Raw genomic sequence first — 20933 nt, 5'->3', positions numbered from 1 at the left:
CGCACCGCGACATGGAGCGTGAACAGGTCGTTCACCGCCTCGCGCATCTCCGCACGTTCGGGCAGCAGCACGTCGGCACCCAAAGGCGTCTCGATGCGCAGGATGCGTTCGGCCTGGATATAGGATGCTGAGCTGGCGCCGTCCATCGAACCTTTGTCCCCGTATCATCTGGCTGGCGCCGCAACCGGCGAGTTCGCCTCGCTGAGGGCCTGCCCATTCCGATCGCAGCACCGGCTTCTTCCGGTACTGCATGCAAAGCCGATGCTCAGTGACTGATCCGCTCTCCCAGGAGATAGACCGTCACATAACTGATCGAACGGTTCGGCGGCGTCGGACCGATCCATGGCCCCCGCACCAGCCTGGCCAATGTCGGCTCCAGCTCGGCGCGACTGCGGGCCGATTCGAGGAAATAGGCGCTACGCCACATGAAGGCGCGGGTATCGGCCCCCTGTGCCAGCGAATAGGTCACCTGCATCACGAAGGCGGTATGGCCCTTGGCGTCCATCGCCTCAGAGATCGACTGATCGTTTTTCTTCAGCCAGGTTCGCAGCGCATAGGTCAGCGAGTATTCGTTGAGCCATTCGGAGCCCTGGCGGAACAGGGCCGCGGCCGCTCCGACCGCGGCAGCCCTGCCACCGGCTTCGCGCGGTCCCGGAGCATAGGCGAAGTAGTCGAGATTCGGGGCCCGGCCCATGCGGGCCACCGGCGGTATATCGGCCGGAGCCAGCGGCCGTACCCTGAGCCTTGCGGAGGAAACGCTGAAATCGACCATGCCACTCCCTTGCGATTGTCGTTCGATATGGCTGGAAGGCTACCCAGAGCCGAACCGGAAAGCCGACGAAAGGTCCGGGGCGCCACCGGATCGGCGGCGCCCCGAATTCAGTTGACGGTCGCTTAGGCGGCCTTCGTGGTGGCCAGATCGTAGGTGGCGATCGTCGGCGAGCCCGAGGTGTTGTCCTCGTTGTAGGGGGTGTACTTCACCTGCATCTTGGTGAAGTTCAGCCGGATCGTCTCGACCGGGCGGTCGCCGTTGGAATCGACCGAATAATTGGCGATCAGCGTGTTGGTCAGCGTGTATTCGATATAGGTGTTGCCGGGGCTGCCGGTGGACACCAGATGGATCACCGCCGTCTTGCCGGTGCGGCCCGAGCAGGCTTCCTGGAACAGCCGGGTGGAGGAGGAATCGCTGACCTTGGTCAGGATCACTTCCGAAATCGTCGGCTCGGAGGCTTCACGGTTGGCGGCGGAACCCGCCGAGGTGTTCATGTTGCGCGAAACGTTCCAGTGAATGGCTTCGATATCCATCCACTTCTTATGCTGTTCCTGGGTGGCGTCGCCCTGGATACCATCGAGCTGCAGATAAATCGGCATACTACTTCTCTCCTGTTCGAAGTTGAATCGGCTTAAGACAGGTCAAGGCGCTCGCGCCTTTCTGGGTCGTACCGCATCCGAATGAGCCTTCTTGCCATTCGAGGCTGCTTTATCCGCCGGCCGTCTCTTCGGCCCGGCGAATTCCTTGGCGGCCACCGCCGGCCCAGCGGCAATGCTGAAACGGTGGCCGTCAAATCCGATCTCGATCCGCGCCGCCTTGCGCCCGGCGGCGACCTGATCGAGGAAAAAGGTGGACAGGTCCGGCAGGAGTTCGCGCGCAATCATCGCCTCGATGGCGCGCGCGCCCATCTCGCTGGTGCCGGCACGGGCGACCAGGGCCTCGCGCGCCTGGGCCAGCAGGGCCACCTCGCTGCCATAGCTCGCCGCGACGCGGTCCCGGATCCGCCCGATCTGGATGTCGACGATGCCCGACAGCGCCTCCCTGCCGAGCGGCATGAAGGGCAGGATGGTGGTGCGGCCGAGGAAAGCGGGCTTGAACTGCTTCTGCAGTTCGCCGAGCAGCATCCCCTCCAGCGCCTCGCCTTCGGGCATGGTGTCGGGATCGGCCGCCAGCGTGGCCAGCAACTCCGAGCCGGTATTGGCGGTCATCACGATGGTGGTGTTCTTGAAATCGATGTCGCGGCCTTCGCCGTCGCGCAGCGTGCCCTTGTCGAAGACCTGGTAGAAGATCTCCTGGACGCCGGGATGGGCCTTGTCGATCTCGTCGAGCAGCAGCACGCCATAGGGCCGGCGCCGCACGGCTTCGGTCAGGACGCCGCCTTCGCCATAGCCGACATAGCCGGGCGGCGAGCCGAGGAGCATGGAGATCTTATGCTCCTCCTTGAATTCCGACATGTTGATGGTGGTCAGGTATTGGCTGCCGCCATAGAGCAGGTCGGCGAGCGCCAGCGCCGTCTCGGTCTTGCCGGTGCCGGACATGCCGACGAACAGGAACACGGCCGGTGGCCGGCGCGGATCGTTGAGCCCTGCCCGGGCCGTGCGCATCGCCGAGGCGACGCGGCCGATGGCGCCGTCCTGGCCGATGACGCGCTCCTTGAGGCGCGCCTCCAGCGTCTTGACCGCCTCGATCTGGTCGGTCAGCAGTTTGCCCACCGGAATACCGGTCCAGCGCGCCACCAGGGCAGCGATCACCTCGCGGTCGACGGCACGCGGCAGCAGGGGCGCCTCGCCGACCAGTTCGGCGAGACTGCCTTCGGCCGCCGACAACGCAGCGCGGACGCTTTCGCGGGTACCGGGCTGTTCGGGGAAAGGCGCGACCTTGCCGTCTTCGCCGCCCGGCGCCGACGGGTCGCCCGCTTCATTTTCACCCGACAGGATCGCCTCCAGCCGATCGGCCTCCTCCACCAGGCGCGCCTCGGCCTCGAAACGCGCCTCGAGCCGCTCGATTTCGCCGGCGATCGCCGCGAGCCGCTCGTCGATGCGCCTGCGCCGTTCCAGGCCCTCCGCGCTCTCAGGCTCCTTGGCAAGCCAGGCGGCCTCGACCTCCAGCAAGTCGCGCTCGCCCCGCAAGGACCGGATCGCCTCCGGTACGGCCTGTCGCCCCAGGGAAACCGCCGCCGCAGCTGTGTCGATCAGGCTGATCGCCTTGTCGGGCAACTGGCGGGCCGGAATGTAGCGTGCGGACAATTGTACCGCCGCGGCCAGCGCCTCGTCGCGGATGCGAACCTTGTGATGCGACCGGAAGGCACCGGCGACGCCGCGCAGCATCCGAATCGCGGTTTCTTCGTCGGGCTCGTCGACCTTCACCGTCTGGAAACGACGGGTCAGCGCCGCATCGCGTTCGATGAAACGCTTATATTCGCCCCAGGTCGTGGCGGCGATGGTGCGCAGCTCGCCACGCGCCAGCGAGGGTTTGAGAATATTGGCGGCATCGCCCTGCCCGGCCTGGCCGCCGGCCCCGATCAGGCTGTGCGCCTCGTCGATGAACAGGATGATCGGCACCGGCGAGGCCTTGACCGCATCCACCACGCCGTGGAGCCGGCGCTCGAATTCCCCTTTCACGCCCGCTCCGGCCTGCAGGAGGCTGAGATCGAGCGACAGCAGGCGGACGTCCTTCAGCAGAGCCGGCACGTTGCCGGCTGCGATCTCCAAGGCCAGCGCCTCGGCGATCGCCGTCTTGCCGACCCCGGCCTCGCCAACCAGGATCGGGTTGTTTTGCCGGCGGCGCATCAAGACGTCGATAACCTGGCGCAATTCGCGGTCGCGCCCGATCACCGGATCGATTCGCCCGGAACGGGCATCCGCCGTCATGTCCTGGGTGTAAAGCCGCAGGAAATCGCTCTCGCCGGCGGCAACCCCGGCCGGCGGCGTTCCGGCGGGAGCCGGATCCGCCTCCCCCGTCTTGAGATCGGCAAGCGCCGCTTCGACGGCCTTGAGGTCGATGTCCCGCAGGCTCGGCGCCGTGGCCCGCGCCACCATGCGGACATTCTGCTCGGTGGCCAGCGCCACCAGGAGATCACCGAATTCCACGCGGCTGCGCCCGAACTGCAGCGAGGCCACCAGCCACGCCTCGCGAGCCAGCGCCAGCACATTCTGCGACAAGGTCAGCTGCGCCTGGCTGTCCCGCGACAGATCGGCAATGGCCATGTCGAGTTCGCGCCTGAGCGCTTCGACGCCGATCCCTGCCTGTTCGAATCGCGCCACCAGGCCGGGGGCCTGGACGAGGCCGCTCAGCCAATGCGCCACCTCCACGGTGGGGTTTGCGTTGCGCGCGGCAATGGATGCAGCTGTCTCAAGAGCGACACGCAGCTCCGGTCCCAACATCCTGACAAGTTGGTTGAGATCGATATTCGGCATCCACGAATTCCACGTAGGTTTTTCTGCTCACACGCCAATGCGCCGTAACGTCAAGTGAGTTAAGCAGGATTCCTATTTTCCGTCTATAGAGCTATTATTACAAAAGCCAAGATACTGGTACACCACTGCGAGTCTAGCCTGAAATTGGAGGTACAATAGTACATGACATTTTGATGACAATTGCACGACGTGATTCATATGATTCTTCATCGATTGGAAAACTGTAGAGTAATACCGTATTCCGTCATTAATTCATCATACCGGCTGTGGCATTGACATTACTGTACCTTTGGAAACAGAATGCTTGAGCCTTTGGAAGCAGACTGCCATCGGGATGTGTCAGGAGTTTAAAGCTTGGGGCCGCTGTGCTGATGGATTTAAGGGAGATCATCTCTCCAATTGGGCAGGATAACCCATGCGGGGAGAATATTCGGGTAACTCCCAAATATCAGGAAAAGTATTATCGGATTAAGGATGCTCGCAATGCTGCTCGAAGCGTCGAGCGCGGCGCGTCTCCGAATGACAATATTCGGCTTACACCAGCCTGGCATGAGGTCAACGAACTAGGTCTGCAGATCTTGTCGTCCAACAGCAAGGATATCGAAATCCTTGCTTGGCTTGCCGAGGCGCAGCTCAGGCTGCGTGGATTCGAGGGCCTGCGGGACAGCTTCACCGCCATGATGTCGCTTTTGGACAATTATTGGGAAGAGCTGCACTCCATTGGCGACGACGATATCGAGGAACGGCTGGCTCCCCTTGCCGGCCTCAATGGCGTCAATGGCGAAGGCTCGCTGATCCAGGCGATTCGCCTGACCTCGCTGGTGCCCAATGGCGGCTTCGCCCAGCACTCGCTGTGGGACTATCAGCTCGCCCAGCGGGCCGGAGAGACCGAGCGGCGTGACCTCCTGCACGAAGCGGCGGCGGAGGCGGGAATGGCCGCCATGGCGGCCCACCTGGCTGTCGTCAACGACTGCATCGCTTCCTTCACCAAACTGGCGGCGGTCCTGACCGAACGCTGCGGGGACCGGGCACCGCCAAGCTCCAACACCCGCAACGTGCTGCAGGAGGTCGCCGCTGCCATCCGCGACCTCACCGGTCTCGGCGCGGAAGAAGACGTTACGGCGCCGGGCATTGCGGCCGAAGTCCAGGCGCCCAACGCCGATAGCGCCGCGCCGGCACCGTCAGCGCCGCGCGCCCTCACTCCCGGCAGCATCGGTTCACGTGAGGAAGCTTTCGAAATCCTGCTCGCCGTCGCCCGCCATTTCCGACGGACGGAACCGCATTCGCCGATTTCCTTAGCCATCGAAACACTGGTGCGCAGAGGGCGCATGGACTTTTCCGAACTGCTGGCCGAGCTCCTGCCCGAGGCGCAGACGCGCAACGCCGTCCTGACCGCGGCCGGGATCCAGGCCAAGACCGAAAAACGGGACAATTGAGAGGCTCCCCGGTGCCGGGGCGTGGATTGAAGCCTTCCCCGCCCCGGGGCGCCTCCCGTTCCGAACGACGCAAGAAACCGATCAGCGTGCCAATTTTATCAACGTGCCCCCGGCACAGACAGGAAGACCAAGATGGAAAGCGTTCACGCCAAGCTCGAAAGGGTGCGCAAGCCCCGAGTCCACATCAAGTACGAAGTCGAAACCGAAGGGGCGATGGTCGTCAAGGAGCTGCCCTTCGTCGTCGGCGTGCTCGGTGATTTCTCCGGCAATCCCACCCAGCCGCTCAAGCCTTTCGGCGAGCGCAAATTCGTGCAGATCGACCGCGACAATTTCGACGACGTCATGCGCCGCATGACGCCCGGCCTCAACATCGCGGTCGAGAACACCCTCGCCGATGACGGGACCGACCTCGCCGTCAATCTCAAATTCGAGAGCATGGAAGATTTCGAGCCGGGCGCGATCGTCAACCAGGTGCCGGCGCTCAAGGCCCTGCTCGACGCCCGCAACCAGCTGCGCGACCTGATGAGCAAGGCCGATCGTTCCGAGGACCTGGAGCGGCTGCTCGAAAACATTCTGCAGAACCAGTCCGACATCAAGCAACTGGTCGGCGAACTCGGCGGCAACAAGAAGGACGGCTCGGCGAACTGACGCCGCAGCGATACGAGGATCGAGCCATGAATGCGAAGACCCAAGCCCAGCGCGACGTCGTCGTCGAAACGACTGCGGAAGAGAGCCTGCTCTCCAAGGTGGTGTCGGCCACGCGCCAGACCGAGCCGGACCGCGCCCAGGACCTGCTGCGCACGCTGACCGACCAGGCCCTCAAGGGCACGGTGGTCTACGACCGTAACCTGACGGTGACGCTCAACAACGCCATCGCCGCCATCGACAAGACGATCTCGCGCCAGCTCGCGGCGATCATGCAGTCGCCCGAATTCACCAAACTCGAGGGCGCGTGGCGCGGCCTGAACTATCTGGTGAAGAACTCGGAGACCAGCGTCAATCTGAAGATCCGGGTGCTCAACGCCTCCAAGCGCGATCTCGCCAGGGACCTGTCCAAGGCCGTCGAGTTCGACCAGTCGCGCCTGTTCAAGTCGATCTATGAGGACGAATTCGGCACGCCCGGCGGCGAGCCGATGGGCGCGATCATCGGCGATTACGAGTTCGACAACTCCTTCGACGACGTCCAGTTGCTCCAGGGCCTGTCCTCGATCGCGGCGGCGGCCTTCGCGCCCTTCATCTCGGCCGCGAGCCCGCGCATGTTCGGCTTCGAGGATTATCGCGAACTGGCGCGCCCGCGCGATCTCGAAAAGATCTTCGAGACGGTGGAATATGCCAAATGGCGTTCGCTGCGCGAAAGCGACGATTCGCGCTTCGTCACCCTGGCTCTGCCGCGCGTGCTCGCCCGCATGCCCTATGGGCCCAAGACGCATCCCATCGACGAATTCGGCTATGATGAGACCGGCGATTCCAAGACCGGCGAACTCCCGCACAACAACTATTGCTGGATGAACGCCGCCTATGTGATGGGCACGCGCCTGACCGAGGCCTTCGCCAAATATGGCTGGTGCACCGCCATCCGCGGCGCCGAGAATGGCGGGAAGGTGGAGAACCTGCCGATGCACATCTTCTCCAGCGACGACGGCGACCTCGATCTCAAATGCCCGACCGAGGTCGGCATCACCGACCGGCGCGACGCCGAACTCGGCAAGCTCGGCTTCCTGCCGCTGTGCCATTACAAGAACACCGATTATGCCGTGTTCTTCGGTGCCCAGACCGCCCACAAGCCCAAGCTCTACGACCGGCCCGAGGCGAATGCCAACGCCGCAGTCTCGGCCCGCCTGCCCTACATGATGGCGACCTCGCGCTTCGCCCACTATCTCAAGGTCATGGGCCGCGACAAGATCGGCTCCTTCATGGAAGCCAAGGATTGCGAAGCCTGGCTCAATCGCTGGATCTCCAACTACGTCAACGCCAATGACGAAGCCGGCGAGGAAACCCGGGCGCGCTATCCGCTGCGCGATGCCAAGGTGACGGTACAGGAAGTTCCGGGCAAGCCGGGCTCCTACAATGCCGTGGCCTGGATGCGCCCCTGGCTGCAGATGGAGGAATTGACGACCTCGCTGCGCATGGTTGCTCGCATTCCCGCCAAGAACTGATCTGGCGAAATAGTCAGTGAGCCGTGCCGCCGGCCCGCCCGGCGGCACTGTCGGCTTCCTTTGGAAGCCATATCCGACGATAGGTTTCGAGAACTTGCTGCGAGGCAGAGCAGATCGGCTCATCGCCCTGATCGACGAGGCGCTGAATCGCCAGGTCAACGCGATTCTGCACCATCCCGAATTCCAGGCGATGGAAGCACGCTGGCGCGGGCTGGCGGTGCTGGTACGCGTCGCCTCGCGCTCGAGCGAGGTGAAGGTCAAGCTGCTCGGACTGAGCTGGAAGGAGCTGGCCCGCGGCATGGAACGCGCAGCGGACTTCGACCAGAGCCACCTGTTCGAGCTGGTCTATAACCGCGAATTCGGCATGCCGGGGGGCGAGCCCTATGGCCTGCTCATCGGCGACTATCACATTTCGCCCACCGATCCCCAGGAGGGCGGCGATGTGGTCGGCACGCTGACTCAATTGGCCATGGTGGCGGCGGCGGCATTCTGCCCCTTCGTGGCCGGCGCCTCCCCGCGCGCGATCGGGCTCGACAGTTTTTCCGAACTCAATCGGGTGCAGGATCTCAACTGGCTCGATACCAGCCCTGATCGCATGCGGTGGAACCGCCTGCGAACCCATGAGGACACGCGCTTCCTCGGCCTGGTCGCGCCGCGCGTCCTGATGCGTCAGCCCTACGAGCCCTATTCGCGGCGGCGCGACGATGGCTTCCCCTTCCGCGAAACCATATCGGCAGATGGCGCCAGCCTGCTGTGGGGCAACGGCGCCTTCGCCTTTGGAACCATCGTGATCCGCAATTTCATCCAGTCCGGCTGGTTCGCCGACATACGCGGCGTCACCCAGGACGCCATCGATGGCGGCATGCTGAGCGCGTCCGAACTCGCTGCCTATGATTTTGCGACCGAAAGCCAGGGCCTGTCTGCCCAGGCGCCGGTCGAAGTGCGCCTGACCAGCCGACAGGAACAGCAATTCTGCGATCACGGGCTGGTGCCGATCGGCACCACCTACATGTCGGCTTCGGCCATCTTCAACGCCAACCAGTCGCTCCACGCGCCACAGCATTATGCCAATGAGAATGCACGCCAGAACGCGCGCCTTGCCGCCATGCTGCAATATGTGCTCTGCGCCTCGCGCTTTTCACACTATCTGAAGGTGATCATGCGCGACCAGGTCGGCCGGCTGGCCGACGCCACCTCGCTGCAGCGCAAGCTCGAGGAGTGGCTGTCGGGCTACACGCTCGGCAATGACGATGCCGACCTGCCCCTTCGCACGCGCTATCCGCTGCGCTCGGCGGGCATCGCGGTCGAGGAGCTTGCCGGCAAGCCCGGCACCTTCATCTGCACCGTGCGGCTGCAACCGCATTTCCAGCTCGACGACGTATCGACCAGCTTCCACCTCATTGCCGAAATGGCGCCGCCGACGAGCAGCGTCGGCACGGCCGCCCTGCCCAGAAGGATGACCGCATGACGCTCGCCGCCAGCATCGCCAGCTCCCTGTCTGAAGGCTCCTTGAGCCAGGCTCTCGACCAGGCCAAGGCGCATGTGCGGACCCACCCCTCCGAGAGGGACGCCCGCCACCTTTATATCGACCTGCTCGTCCTCGCCGGCGACTATGAACGCGCCGATGCGCAATGCAGCCTCGCCGCGACCCTGGCGCCGCAGGACACCATGGGCTTCGCCCTGCTGCGCAACCAGCTGCGGGCCATGGCCGCCCGCAAGGCCTGGTTCGAGGCCGGCGCCGTGCCGGAATTTCCCCAGGGGCCGAGCACGCTCGACAAGGCAGCCATCGAACTCGCCATCATCCATCGCGAGGGCGGCGCGGCAAGACCTGCGCTGGAAGCCCTCGACCGGCTTCGCGGCGAACGGCCGATGCTGTGGAACGGCAGGCCGGTCGGCGACTTCCGGGATCTCGACGACCGGGTGCCGCATGCGCTCGAGGTCATCATGACGGGCGGCGCTTATCTGTGGATCGACTTCGCCAAGATCGCCTCGGTGGCGGTCGAGCCGATCGCCCGGCCGCGTGATCTCGCCTTCCGGCGTGCTGAGCTGTCGCTGATCGACGGCGCCTCCGCGCCGGTGCTGCTGCCGGCGATCTATCAGGGCAGCACGGCCGAGGAAAAACTATTGCTGGGGCGCGAAACCGAATGGATCGCCGAACCCTCGGGCATCACCACCGGCCGCGGTCAGCGCTGTTTCCTGGCCGGCGACGACCTGGTCTCCTTCCACGACATGCAGACGCTGGGCATGCCGGAAACCGCACGGCGCAAGCAGGCTGCCCATGGTTGACCCGCTCGAACGGTTCCGAGCCCGCGAGCAGGTCCTGTCGCGCTCGATCCTCGATCGACTGCTCGACGCGACACCCGATCTCGCCCAGGATCCCGCACTCAGTCTTGCGGACCAGGCACGCGAGATGCGCGAGGCCATCCGCCGTGACCTCGAGGCGCTGCTCAATACCAGGCGCTGTCCGACCAGTCCGCCGGACAGGCTGGCGGAGCTCGGGGATGCGCTGGTCAGCTACGGCGTGGATGGCATCGTCTCGGCCAATCTGGTCACGGACGAAGCCAAACTGCAGCTGGCACGCGTGATCGAGCGGCGCATCGCCCTGTTCGAGACGAGGCTGTCGAACATCCGCGTGACCATCCTCAAGAACCGCACCCAGGGCGAAAGGGCGTTGCGCATGCGTATCGAGGCGACCTTCCGCCTCTATGACGGCATGCCGCCGATCAATTTCGAATCGACCATCGACCCCTCCAGCCAGCGCTTCCAGGTGGAGGCTGCGCATGGCTGAGGGCTTCCTGCGGCGCTACAATGAGGAATTGTCGGCCCTCCGCCGGCGGGCATCGCGCTTTGCCGATGCCTTCCCCAAGATCGCGGGACGCCTGCGCCTGACCGGGGAGGTCGCCGACGATCCCCATGTCGAGCGTCTCATCCAAAGCTTCGCCTATTCGGCGGCCAGGGTGCGCCAGAAGCTCGACGACGAATTTCCCGAGCTCACCGACGGCCTGCTCGAAACGCTCTATCCGCACTATCTCGCCCCCCTGCCCTCCATGAGCATCGTGCGTTTCGCGCCAGGCGAAACGCTGGCTGCCACGCAGGTGCTGCCGCGCCACACCGAGGTGCAGGCCGAGCCGGTCGGAGGCGAGACCTGCCGCTTCCTGACCACGCAGGACGTCGAAATCGCACCGGTGGAGATCGGTGCGGTCACGCTGTCGGGACAGCCGATCCAGGCACCCCTTTCCCGCCATGCCGGTGCGGCCGGCTGCCTGCGGCTGTCGATCCGCTCCCTGGCGGGACGCCGCCCGTTATCGGAACTCGGGGTCAAGCGCCTGCGCTTCTACATCGCCTCGCCTTGGCGGCAGGCGAGCGCCTTGTACGAACTGCTCGTCAACCACACGCAAGGCATCGCGCTGGCGCGCCATGCAGGCGACGACAAGGCCATCTTCCTGCCGGCCGATCACCTCAAGCCCGTCGGCTTTTCCGCCGACGAGACCATGCTGCCCTATCCCAGCACCAGCTTTACCGGATACCGCCTGCTGACGGAATTCTTCGCCCTGCCGCAAAAGTTCCTGTTCTTCGAGATCGACGGGCTGCAGCGCTGGCATGGCGACGGGCTGGAGATCTTCGTCTATCTCGGCGAGACGGACAGCAAGCTCGAGCGCTCGGTCACCGCCCGGGACCTGGTGCTGCATGCCACCCCGGTGGTCAATCTGTTCCGCCAGACCTGCGAGCCGCTCGCACTCGACGGCACGCGCACCGAATATCGGCTGCTGTCGGATTCGCGGCGGCAGCGGACGCGCGAGATCTATTCCGTCGAGAAGGTGACGCTGACGGGACCGAAAGGCGAGCAGCAATCCTGCCAACCCTTCTTCGGCCGCACCCAGCGGTCAGGCGCGGCAGCCGCCTATTGGCAGTGCTATCGGCGCTTCGACCCCGACGACGGTACCTGCGATCTCGACATTGCCTTCGTCGATCACAACCGCCGCGTGACCGGCAATATCGACGCCGTGGCGAGCGTCGATGCCTGGTGCCTCAATCGCGCCCTTCCAGAGCGCCTGCCCTTCGGGGGCGGGCACCCTCACCTCAAGCTCGCGCTCGGCAACGAGGCTGTCGGGCGGATCGAGGCGCTGATCGCACCGACGCCTGCCGTGCGCATGAATGACGAGGATGGCCGCCACTGGCGGCTGATGTCGCATCTCCTGCTCAACCATGTCTCGCTGTTCGACAATGGCGGGGCGGCGCTCAAGGACATCCTGTCGCTCTATGCCTTCCGCGACCTGCCGGAGACCCGCCAGCTCGTCGACGCCATCATCCGGGTGGAGGCGCGGGCCGCCACCGCCCGCATCCGGGGCGGCATGGTGCCCGGCACCGAGATCACCGTGGAGTTCGATCCGGCCGCGATCGATCGCCCTTCCGCCTTTCTGTTCGGCAGCGTGCTCGACCGCTTCTGCGGTCTCTACACCTCGGTCAACAGCTTCACGCGGCTGACGGCCTCCATCAAGGGCCAATCCAAGCCGGTCGCCACCTGGCCCGCCCGTGCGGCCGAACGGCCGCTGCTCTAGGAGGTCCTTGCACGCCATGCTTCCCGACCCCAGCACAGACACCCTTGCCGATCTGCTCGAACGCGACCCCGGGCGCTTTGAACCGACCACGGCCTTCCGCGTCGCCCAGGCCAGCGAGGAGCAGCTTGCGATCGCCGCGCATATCGGGGTCTCGCCGGCCGCCCTGCCGGTATCGGGCTTTCGACGGAAGGAAGGCCAGGCCACCTTGCGCAGCGCCCTGGCAGGGCTCGCCGGACCGTTGGGTTCGCTGCCGCCTTCCTATAACGAACTGGTCATGCGCGAGGAACGCAACAAATCCTCCTCGCTCGCGGCCTTCCTGCAATTGTTCAGCGCCCGCATGGACGAACTGTTCGTCGATGCCTGCGAGAAATACCGGCTCGCCCGTCTGCTGCGCTGGGGCACCCGCGAAGGGCGCAATGGCTTCATCAAGACATTGCTGTCCCTCACCGGCTTCGGCACCGCCAGGCTACGCGAACGCAGCGGCACCGAAGACGACGTGCTGCTGCGCTTCAGCGGCTTCTTCGCGGCCCGGACCCGCAATGTCAGCAATCTCAGGGCCATGCTGCGCGAAGTGAGCGGCCTGCCGGTCGAAATCGAGCTCTTCCAGGGGCGCTGGCTGAGCGTGCCCGAACACGAGCAGAGCCGGATGCGGCGTGAGCCCACGGTGCGTCTCGGTGTCGATGCCATGGCGGGCTCGGCCATCCGGGATCTCTCCAGCACCTTCCGCGTGGTGATCGGCCCGCTCGACTATCGGGATTATCTATCCTTGGCGCCGGGGAGCCGCGACATTCAGGAGCTCTTCGCGCTCACGCGCCTGTTCGTCGGCTGCGGACTCGATTTCGACATCCAGGTCGTCCTCAGGAAAGAACACGTTCCTTTCTGCCAGCTCGGCCAGGCAGGTGATCCGCCACGCCTGGGCTGGAACAGCTGGGCGCGCATCGCCCCGGCGGCGCGGGACAGTGACGATGCCGTCATCACCGAGCGCCAGGCGGTGCTTCAACCGGTCTCGTGAGGAGATGGCCATGCGGTTGGAACTCAGGCAGGTCAAGGGAAACGGAGCCGGGACAGGGGCGCAACCCTGGGTGCTGGAACGCGGGCGCCGAACGCTCGGACGATCGATCGATTGCGACTGGCAAGTGCCGGACGCGGGCCGCACCGTCTCCAAGCTCCACTGCACCATTCTGCGCGATCGCGACGGCTATCTGCTGCGCGACGAAAGCGCCAACGGCACCCGCGTCGACGGTGTCCTGGTCCTGGAGGGCGAGACCGCCCGCCTGCGGCACCAGTCACGCCTGGAACTGGGGGGCCATGCCTTTGCGGTGTCGGTCATCGGCGAAGCCGACCGCGACATTGTCGACCCCGAGGCAGGCCTTGCCGTCAGCCCGGAGAATCTGACGATCACCGCCATCCTCGCCGATATCGCACCGGGTGGGCAGATCGCGACCGGGGTAATGGGCGGTCGCCTCTCGGATGACTGGCCGCTGCCGCAGCCGAATGCTCCCGTAGCGAAGGGTCGCAAGCGCGAGGCCCCTCCTTCCTCGCGCCATGTCGAGATCGGCTGGGACGGCCCGCCGGATCCCAAGGCGATCAAGCCGGTTCTGCCGGACGACTGGAACGAGGATTTCGACTACGGCAACCGCCTCGAACATGGTCGGGCTACCTTCGTGTCCGTGCCCATGGCCCGTGGGCGCAGCAAGGACAATGCCGAAACCGCGCCGGCAAATGACGATGCGATTGAGGCGGCTGCTCCCACGGAACGGGACGAAGATCCAGCCGATTTCCTGCCCGCCATGGCGGCGCCCTTTTCCTGGCCGCCGCGCTGCGACACCCTGCTGGCCCAATGCGAGGAAGCACTCGAGAGGGCCTTCGTCCCGTTCGAGATCGACCCCGCCGCCTTGACACCGGCACCCGATGTCTTCGGCCTCGATCGAGAGGAAGCCCTGCTGAGGCGGCTCGAAACCCTGCTGGCACGCCAGCAGGCGCTTGCAGACGCGCTCGGCACCCTGGTTCGCGAAGTCGGGCCCCAGTTGGAGCCACGCATCATCGAGGCGAGCATCGATGCCCGCGCGATCAGCCTGCCCTGGCGCCGCAACGGGGCCTACTGGCAGGCCTATCGCCGGCAATTCGAGGCCGACGGCCGGGATCTTTCCGTCCGCGACCTGTTTCGCAGGGCAATGCTGCGCTCGCTCGAGCCGGCTAGGAACGAACCAGTCGGCGGCGAGCCGGCCCCGACTGCGCACAGCACGACAAGCAAGGACGACGAAGTCGCATGAGAAACGAGAACAGGGTCGCATGGAGCGAGGGAATGTTCCTTCGCGTGCAGCATTTCCAGCAGGCCGACCGCTGGACGGAGCGGCTCGTTCGAGCGACCACGCGTGAGCTTGCCGCCTATCCCTGGGGTATCGCCGAGATCGGGATCGACCGCGGCGCCCTGGCGATCGGGCAGTTCGCCCTGGCGAATCTGCGCGGCACCCTGCCCGACGGCACGCCCTTCGAAGCCCCCTTCGACACCGACCTGCCGCCGCCGCTCGAGCTCGACGAGGCCACCAAGAACGCCATCATCTATCTGGCGCTGCCGGCCCGCCGGCCCGGACGAGCCGACATCGCCCTCAATGGCGGGGCGTCCTCGCCCGGCGTGCGTTTCGTCGCCTCGCATTACGAGGCGCCGGATGCCAATGTCGAGACCGACTTCATGGCCCCCATCGATGTCGGTCGGCTGAGCCTGCGTTATCTCAAGAGCGGCGACGACCTCGCCGGCTATGAGCTGATCGGTCTGGCCCGGGTGATCGAAGTGCGCTCGGACAAGGCCGTGCTGCTCGATCCGGACTACATCGCCCCGTGCCTGAACTGCGCTGCCGAAGCGCGGCTCAGCGAACTCATGGCCGAACTTCTCGGCATCGTGCGCCACCGCGCGGCGGCGATCGCCGAGCGCATCGGCGATCCCACCATCCGCGGCACCGCCGAGGTCGGCGACTACTTCCTGCTGCATATCCTCAACCGGGCCGATCCGCTGCTCAGCCACATCGCCGCCAATGCGACGCGGATCCATCCGATGACCTTCTACGAGCATTGCATCCAGCTCGCCGGGGAACTCGCCACCTTCACCATGGATTCCAAGCGCGCCAGCGAATTCCCGCCCTATCGGCACGACGACCTCAAGGCGACCTTCGCCGCCGTGTTCGACGATCTCAGGACCTCGCTCTCGGCCGTGCTCGAACAGGCGGCCGTCGCCATCGAGCTTGCCGAGCGCCGGCATGGCGTGCGCGTGGGCACCATCAACGACCGCACGCTGCTCAAGGATGCCGGCTTCGTGCTGGCCGTCAGGGCCGAGATGCCGGCCGAGGAGGTGCGCCGCCGCCTGCCGGCCCAGATCAAGGTGGGCCCGGTGGAGCGCATCGCCGAACTGGTCAATGTCGCCCTGCCCGGCATTCCCGTCCGGCCCCTGCCCGTGCTGCCGCGCCAGCTGCCCTATCGCTCGGGCACGATCTATTTCGAGCTCGATACCAAGAACCCGCTGTGGAAACAGCTCGATACGTCGGGCGCCATCGCCCTCCATCTCGCCGGCGACTTTCCGGGCCTGGAGATGGAACTCTGGGCACTGAGGGAGTGAAGGAGGCCAGCCGATGAACAAGGCAACCACAGCGCCTTGGCAGTCCCTGCCGACGGTGGTCGAACTCACCGAGGACGGCGCCAGGAAGCAGCAGGTCGCCCGCAAGATGGCGGAGATGCTGGACGATGCGCCGCAGGACGCCGCAGGTCCGGCCGAGCCGTTACGCTCCGGCGGCTGGTCGGCGGACACGCTGGTGCGGAATTTCCGCTTCGGCGGCGAGGAAGTCCCCACCATCGTGGCCTCCGCCGCTCCCCTGCTCAATCTCGCCCATGCCCTGCGCCACACGGCGGACCAGCCCGACATCGAGCAACTGCGCCGCACCACCACCGAGGCGATCAACCGCTATGAGCGCGACCTCGCCGGCGCCCGGATAAGCCCGGAGCGGGCTCGTGCCGCGCATTACGTCGTCTGCGCCACCGTCGACGATGTGGTGCTGAGCAAACCCTGGGGCGTACGCGCCGGCTGGGCCCGCTCGGGCCTGGTCTCGACGTATCACATGGATGTGACCGGTGGCGACAAGTTCTTCGAACTGCTCGACTATTTTCACCAGAGCCCGGGCGCCAACAAGGATCTGCTGCTGTTGATCTATCTGTGCCTGTCGCTTGCCTTCGAAGGACGCACCCGCGTCTCCCCCCGCGGGGCGCTCGAACTCAGCCGCATCCGCGACAGCCTCTACAAGACGCTGCTCGGCCAATATGGCGCCTTCGAGCGGGAATTGTCGCCGCACTGGCGCGGCGTTATCGCCAGGCACAAGCCCCTGCGTACCGCTGCGGCGCTCTGGACGCTGCTCAGCATCCTCGCTCTGCTGTTCGGGCTCGGCTACCTCTTCTTCTCGCTCTCGCTCGACCGGGCCTCTGACGGCACATTCGTACGCCTCGCCAACCTGCCGCCCAACGAGGCGCCCAGCGTCTTCATCCCGCCGCCTCCCAAGGCGAAGGACCCGCCCCCGGTCCAGGTTCAGGCCAAGGCGGAGCTCCCCCCGGAACCTGTGGGCGTAAAACGCCTGCGGGGCTTCATGAACTTCCTGCAGCCGGAGGTCGACCAGAAGCTCGTGAGCTTGTGGAACGACAACGGCCAGGTTCTGGTCCGCATCAATAATGCCGGCCTGTTCGATACGGCCAGGGCTGACGTCAAACCCGGCTTTCGCGATCTGATCGACAAGATCGGCTTCGCACTGGCAACCGCGCAATTCAAGGCGAGGGTGGTCGGCTATACCGACAACAGGCCCTTCAATGGCAACTCGCGCATCCGCAACAATCAACAATTGTCAGAGGCGCGAGCCATCGCAGTTGGCGACATCTTGTCGAACTATATCGCTGGCGGCGTCAGTACCGAGGGCCGAGGCGAGGCTGACCCGGTCGCCTCCAACGACACGAAGGAAGGGCAGGATCAGAACCGCCGCACGGAGATCCTGGTGATCGGCAAGCCCGAGGACGGCTACACCGGCTCGCCCCTCGTCCTGAGCCTGCCGCCGGTCAATCGCAACGTCATACGGCCGGGAGGCGCCACGCCATGAACCCGCTCAGCTATTATTATACGATCCGCTCCTATGTCGAAGCTTATGGCACGCTGCTCGGCCAACGCTTCCTGCCCATCGTCTGGATCGCGGCGCTCTGCCTGATCATCTGGTTCTACGGCCACCTCATCGGCTATGGCGAATTCTATCCGCTTGCCAGCGCCACCAATCGGCTGATCGCCATCGGCATCGTGCTGGTTGCCGGTCTCGCCTATATAGGCATCAGCATCTACAAGGCCCGCAAGCGCGACAAGGCGCTGGTCGCCGACCTCGAAAAGAGTGCGGAGGCGGAAGCCGCCGCCAGCCAGCAGGCCGAAGTCAGCGAAATCCGCGATCGCCTGAAGCAGGCCCTGGCGCTGCTGCGCCGCGTCACCAAGAAACGCTTCGGTTATGTCTATGAACTGCCCTGGTATGTGATCTTCGGGGCGCCCGGCTCGGGCAAGACCACGGCTCTCACCCATTCGGGGCTGAAATTTCCGCTCGGCGATGCGCTCGGCGCCAATTCCGTGCAGGGCATCGGCGGCACGCGCAGCTGCAACTGGTGGTTCACCGACGAAGCCATCCTGATCGATACGGCGGGCCGCTACACCACACAGGACGATCTCAACGGCAGCTCCAAGGCCGGCTGGGAGGGATTCCTGACCCTCCTGAAGAAGCACCGCCGCTCGCAGCCGGTGAATGGCGCCCTGGTCACCCTGTCGATTGCCGACATCCTGACCCGCGAGCCGACGGCGCGCTTGGAAGAGGTGCGCGCCATCCGCCAGCGCCTGTCGGAGCTCGACGAATATCTGCAGGCCCGCGTCCCCGTTTATCTCGTGCTGACGAAATCGGACCTGCTCACCGGCTTCGTTGAGTTCTTCGACGGCTTCAATGCCAGCGATCGCGAACAGGTCTGGGGCACCACCTTCGGTCTCGACGAGAGCTACAAGGCCGAGAATCTGCCCGAGCGTTTCCTGGAGGAATTCAGCCTGCTCCAGCAGCGTGTCGACGCCATGCTGATCGAGCGCCTGCAGCAGGAACCCGACAGCGAGATACGCGGCCGCATCTTCCGTTTCCCCGCCGAACTCGCCGCCCTCAAGGAGCGCCTGCACGAGGTTCTGGTGGAACTTTGCGCCGGGTCGAAGCTGGTGGAGTCCCCGCTGCTGCGCGGCATCTATTTCGCTTCCGGCACACAGGCGGAGATACCCGGGGCCGCTGGCGCAACACGCATGCGCCGCAGCTATTTCCTGCCGCGCCTATTCAAGGAAGTCATCTTCGGAGAAGCCGCGCTCGTTGCGCGCGACAAGCGGCTGACCCGCCGCCAGCTGATGCTGCGCCGTATCGCCTATGGCGCCTCGGCCGTGGTTCTCGGCGTGGTCTTCTCGAGCTGGATCGCCACCTATTTCCAGAACTCCCGTGCCCTGGCGCAGGCCGACGAGCGCATCAGTTCCTATGAGAAACTGGTGCAGGGCATTCCGGTACGGGATGTCACCGACACCGATTTCCTGCGCATCCTGCCGGCGCTGAACAATATCAGAGGCGTGACCGATGGCTTTTCGGGGGCCGATACGTGGCAGATCGGCTTTGGGCTGGACCAGAGGGACAAGATCGCCGGCCGCCAGCGCGAAGCCTATCAGCGTGCCCTCAATTCGCTGCTGCTGCCACGCCTGATGGTGCAGCTGCAGAAGCAGTTGGGCGACACCTCCGATGTCCGCCAGACCTTCGATGCCCTCAAACTCTATGGCATGCTCGGCGGATTGGGCCAGGTCGACGCTCAATTCGCCTCGCAGGAAGCCGAGCAGATCTTCGATGCCCTTTATCCCGGCGAGGGACGGGCGGTCGCCCGCCGCGAGCTTCTCCAGCATGTCGAACAGCTTGTGGCGAGGCGGTTGCCGCCGATCGATATCGACCAGACCCTGGTCGCCAAGGCGCGGCAGGCGATCAGCGGGCAGAGCCTGGCGGCACGCACCTATGACATCCTGGAGGAGAACCGGGAGGTCCGCGCCCTGGCGCCCTGGGTTCCCGCCGATGCGCTCGGCCCGCTCGGCGAACGGGTGTTCCAGCGTAAATCCAAGGCTGCTCTGCGCGAAGGCATTCCCGGCCTGTTCACCGGCGAAGGTTATCGTTCCGTCGTCCTGCCGGAGGTCGCCGAAGCCGCCCGCCAGGCGCTGGACGAACACTGGGTCCGCGGCGAGCCGCCGAGCGGCGGCATGACGGTGGAGAGCCTGTCTCTGGCCGCGCTGCAGCTCTATTTCGATCAGTACGAGAAACGCTGGGCAAACCTGCTGGCCGATCTGGGCATAAAGCCGTTCCAGTCGCTGGCCGATGCCGCCGATACGCTTCGCGTCCTCTCCAGCGAGCCGGGCCCGATCGAATCCCTGGCGCGTTCCATCGCCAAGGCTGCCGATCTCAGGCCCCAGGCGAACGCCTCCGTCGCGATGGCCCCGCAAGGCGGGGAGAGCGTTGCGTTGAACGACAGCACGATCAGCGTCCCCGATCCCTATGGCCGCCTGCGCGAAGCGCTGGAGACACCCAAGCAGAGCGAGACCACCAGTTCAGAAAAGCCGCGCTCGCAGATCCAGGCCCTGAAGCCGCTCCTCGGAGCCATGTATACCCAGCTCTCGCGCGCCGCCGGGTCGACACAGCCGGCGAACAAGATCTTCAACACCGACAGCCAGCTCGCCGCCGCCGTCCAGTCCCTGGCGGAAGAGAGCCGGCGCCTGCCGCCCCCGATCGACGATCTGGTAGCGGGACTTGTCGGGGATGTCGGCGCACTGGCGTCCAAGACCGCCCGTAACGAGGCGGCCGACAAATGGGCCGGCGACGGCGCCAGGCTCTGCTCCACCATCATGACTGGGCGCTATCCCTTCGAACGGTCTGCCAGGGAGGACATGGCGTTGACGGATTTCGCCCGGCTTTTCGGCCCGAAGGGGCTTTTCCCAAGCTTCTTTCAGAACGAGCTGCAGGCTTTCGTCGACACCTCCGCTACGCCCTGGCGCTGGAAAGGCGCGCCCGGCACCGAGGGTATAGCAAGCGAAGCACTGGCGCAGTTCGAGAACGCCGATAAGATCCGCAAGGCCTTCTTCCCGAACGATGGCGAGATGCCTTCGATTCGCATCACCATCACCGGCGTGGCCCTGAATGACGCGGCTGATATGGCAGTTCTGACAACCGCTGGAGAGACGCTTCGCCTCTTCAGGGATAGTCCTCAAGCAAAGATATTCGAGTGGCCCTCGAAGGACGCCACGGCCGAGTCCTGGGTCGTCGTGCGCCCCACCGAATTCAATCAAAAGATACAGGCATCCGGAGAATGGGCGACCTTCCGGCTGCTCGACAAGGCCGTGATCACTGCTGAAGGTACCGATCTGTTCAAAGCCCGCTTCAGCCAGGACGGCAGGAGCGCCGAGTTCAGGGTGCAGTTCGGCGGCACGCTCAATCCCTATCGCCTGAAGGCGATCGCGGATTTCAAATGTCCCTCGCAGTTCTGAG

Annotated in this window: 15 protein-coding genes; 12 read left to right on the top strand and 3 right to left on the bottom strand. The window is 65.2% G+C overall.

Translation table 11 applies throughout. The features are described from left to right. Nucleotides 1-265 precede the first annotated feature (265 nt). From J8I29_RS02980 to tssH, 3 genes are all read right to left on the bottom strand, one after another. Nucleotides 266-772: a hypothetical protein gene (locus J8I29_RS02980; RefSeq protein ID WP_209430557.1), complete on the bottom strand. Its 507-nt coding sequence runs from the start codon at nt 770-772 to the stop codon at nt 266-268. Nucleotides 773-894: 122 nt separating this feature from the next. Continuing rightward, complete coding sequence (locus J8I29_RS02975; protein ID WP_105861675.1) at nt 895-1371, bottom strand: type VI secretion system tube protein Hcp; 477 nt, start codon at nt 1369-1371, stop codon at nt 895-897. Nucleotides 1372-1413: 42 nt separating this feature from the next. Then, complete coding sequence (gene tssH / locus J8I29_RS02970) at nt 1414-4188, bottom strand: type VI secretion system ATPase TssH (protein ID WP_209430556.1); 2775 nt, start codon at nt 4186-4188, stop codon at nt 1414-1416. A gap of 371 nt (nt 4189-4559) precedes the next feature. Between tssH and tssA the strand changes: the two genes are divergently transcribed. From tssA to tssM, 12 genes are all read left to right on the top strand, one after another. Next, nucleotides 4560-5624, top strand: a complete 1065-nt coding sequence (tssA, locus tag J8I29_RS02965) for a type VI secretion system protein TssA (protein ID WP_209430555.1) — start codon at nt 4560-4562, stop codon at nt 5622-5624. A 132-nt stretch (nt 5625-5756) separates the two neighbouring features. Then, entirely contained in the window at nt 5757-6272 is a 516-nt protein-coding gene (gene tssB / locus J8I29_RS02960) for a type VI secretion system contractile sheath small subunit (RefSeq protein ID WP_068288619.1), read from the top strand. A gap of 26 nt (nt 6273-6298) precedes the next feature. Then, nucleotides 6299-7780 carry a type VI secretion system contractile sheath large subunit gene (gene tssC, locus J8I29_RS02955; protein WP_105861672.1) on the top strand — a complete coding sequence of 494 codons (1482 nt, stop codon included), beginning with the start codon at nt 6299-6301 and terminating at the stop codon, nt 7778-7780. Between the two features lie 94 nt (nt 7781-7874). Further along, a complete protein-coding gene (gene tssC, locus J8I29_RS02950; protein ID WP_245196559.1) occupies nt 7875-9248 on the top strand; it encodes a type VI secretion system contractile sheath large subunit in 1374 nt (457 codons plus the stop codon). Further along, nucleotides 9245-10066, top strand: coding sequence for a type VI secretion system accessory protein TagJ (locus J8I29_RS02945; protein WP_209430554.1), 822 nt, complete (start codon nt 9245-9247; stop codon nt 10064-10066). The genes tssC (J8I29_RS02950) and J8I29_RS02945 overlap by 4 nt, the downstream gene beginning before the upstream one ends. Next, entirely contained in the window at nt 10059-10568 is a 510-nt protein-coding gene (tssE, locus tag J8I29_RS02940; RefSeq protein ID WP_209430553.1) for a type VI secretion system baseplate subunit TssE, read from the top strand. Before J8I29_RS02945 ends, tssE begins: the two co-directional genes overlap by 8 nt. Next, complete coding sequence (tssF, locus tag J8I29_RS02935; RefSeq protein WP_209430552.1) at nt 10561-12339, top strand: type VI secretion system baseplate subunit TssF; 1779 nt, start codon at nt 10561-10563, stop codon at nt 12337-12339. Before tssE ends, tssF begins: the two co-directional genes overlap by 8 nt. A gap of 16 nt (nt 12340-12355) precedes the next feature. Continuing rightward, complete coding sequence (tssG, locus tag J8I29_RS02930) at nt 12356-13351, top strand: type VI secretion system baseplate subunit TssG (RefSeq protein WP_209430551.1); 996 nt, start codon at nt 12356-12358, stop codon at nt 13349-13351. A gap of 10 nt (nt 13352-13361) precedes the next feature. After that, nucleotides 13362-14612 carry an FHA domain-containing protein gene (locus tag J8I29_RS02925; protein ID WP_209430550.1) on the top strand — a complete coding sequence of 417 codons (1251 nt, stop codon included), beginning with the start codon at nt 13362-13364 and terminating at the stop codon, nt 14610-14612. Then, entirely contained in the window at nt 14609-15949 is a 1341-nt protein-coding gene (tssK, locus tag J8I29_RS02920; RefSeq protein WP_209430549.1) for a type VI secretion system baseplate subunit TssK, read from the top strand. The genes J8I29_RS02925 and tssK overlap by 4 nt, the downstream gene beginning before the upstream one ends. Nucleotides 15950-15962: 13 nt before the next feature. Then, complete coding sequence (gene icmH / locus J8I29_RS02915; RefSeq protein ID WP_209430548.1) at nt 15963-17465, top strand: type IVB secretion system protein IcmH/DotU; 1503 nt, start codon at nt 15963-15965, stop codon at nt 17463-17465. Beyond that, on the top strand, nt 17462-20932 hold the full coding sequence (tssM, locus tag J8I29_RS02910; protein ID WP_209430547.1) for a type VI secretion system membrane subunit TssM: 3471 nt from the start codon (nt 17462-17464) through the stop codon (nt 20930-20932). Before icmH ends, tssM begins: the two co-directional genes overlap by 4 nt. The last annotated feature ends 1 nt before the right edge of the window (nt 20933 follow it).

Source organism: Labrys sp. LIt4 (assembly GCF_017813775.1).
Classification (GTDB): Bacteria; Pseudomonadota; Alphaproteobacteria; order Rhizobiales; family Labraceae; genus Labrys; species Labrys okinawensis_A.
This window is presented reverse-complemented; position numbering and strand designations above follow the sequence as displayed.

What these genes read in the sequence shown, in the direction of transcription:
- tssC (WP_105861672.1), top strand. Translation starts at nt 6,299, where the DNA reads ATGAATGCGAAGACCCAAGCCCAGCGCGACGTCGTCGTCGAAACGACT.
- tssB (WP_068288619.1), top strand. Translation starts at nt 5,757, where the DNA reads ATGGAAAGCGTTCACGCCAAGCTCGAAAGGGTGCGCAAGCCCCGAGTC.
- tssF (WP_209430552.1), top strand. Translation starts at nt 10,561, where the DNA reads ATGGCTGAGGGCTTCCTGCGGCGCTACAATGAGGAATTGTCGGCCCTC.
- J8I29_RS02980 (WP_209430557.1), bottom strand. Translation starts at nt 772, where the DNA reads ATGGTCGATTTCAGCGTTTCCTCCGCAAGGCTCAGGGTACGGCCGCTG.
- J8I29_RS02925 (WP_209430550.1), top strand. Translation starts at nt 13,362, where the DNA reads ATGCGGTTGGAACTCAGGCAGGTCAAGGGAAACGGAGCCGGGACAGGG.
- tssG (WP_209430551.1), top strand. Translation starts at nt 12,356, where the DNA reads ATGCTTCCCGACCCCAGCACAGACACCCTTGCCGATCTGCTCGAACGC.
- icmH (WP_209430548.1), top strand. Translation starts at nt 15,963, where the DNA reads ATGAACAAGGCAACCACAGCGCCTTGGCAGTCCCTGCCGACGGTGGTC.
- tssK (WP_209430549.1), top strand. Translation starts at nt 14,609, where the DNA reads ATGAGAAACGAGAACAGGGTCGCATGGAGCGAGGGAATGTTCCTTCGC.
- tssM (WP_209430547.1), top strand. Translation starts at nt 17,462, where the DNA reads ATGAACCCGCTCAGCTATTATTATACGATCCGCTCCTATGTCGAAGCT.
- tssE (WP_209430553.1), top strand. Translation starts at nt 10,059, where the DNA reads ATGGTTGACCCGCTCGAACGGTTCCGAGCCCGCGAGCAGGTCCTGTCG.
- tssH (WP_209430556.1), bottom strand. Translation starts at nt 4,188, where the DNA reads ATGCCGAATATCGATCTCAACCAACTTGTCAGGATGTTGGGACCGGAG.
- J8I29_RS02975 (WP_105861675.1), bottom strand. Translation starts at nt 1,371, where the DNA reads ATGCCGATTTATCTGCAGCTCGATGGTATCCAGGGCGACGCCACCCAG.
- J8I29_RS02945 (WP_209430554.1), top strand. Translation starts at nt 9,245, where the DNA reads ATGACGCTCGCCGCCAGCATCGCCAGCTCCCTGTCTGAAGGCTCCTTG.
- tssA (WP_209430555.1), top strand. Translation starts at nt 4,560, where the DNA reads ATGGATTTAAGGGAGATCATCTCTCCAATTGGGCAGGATAACCCATGC.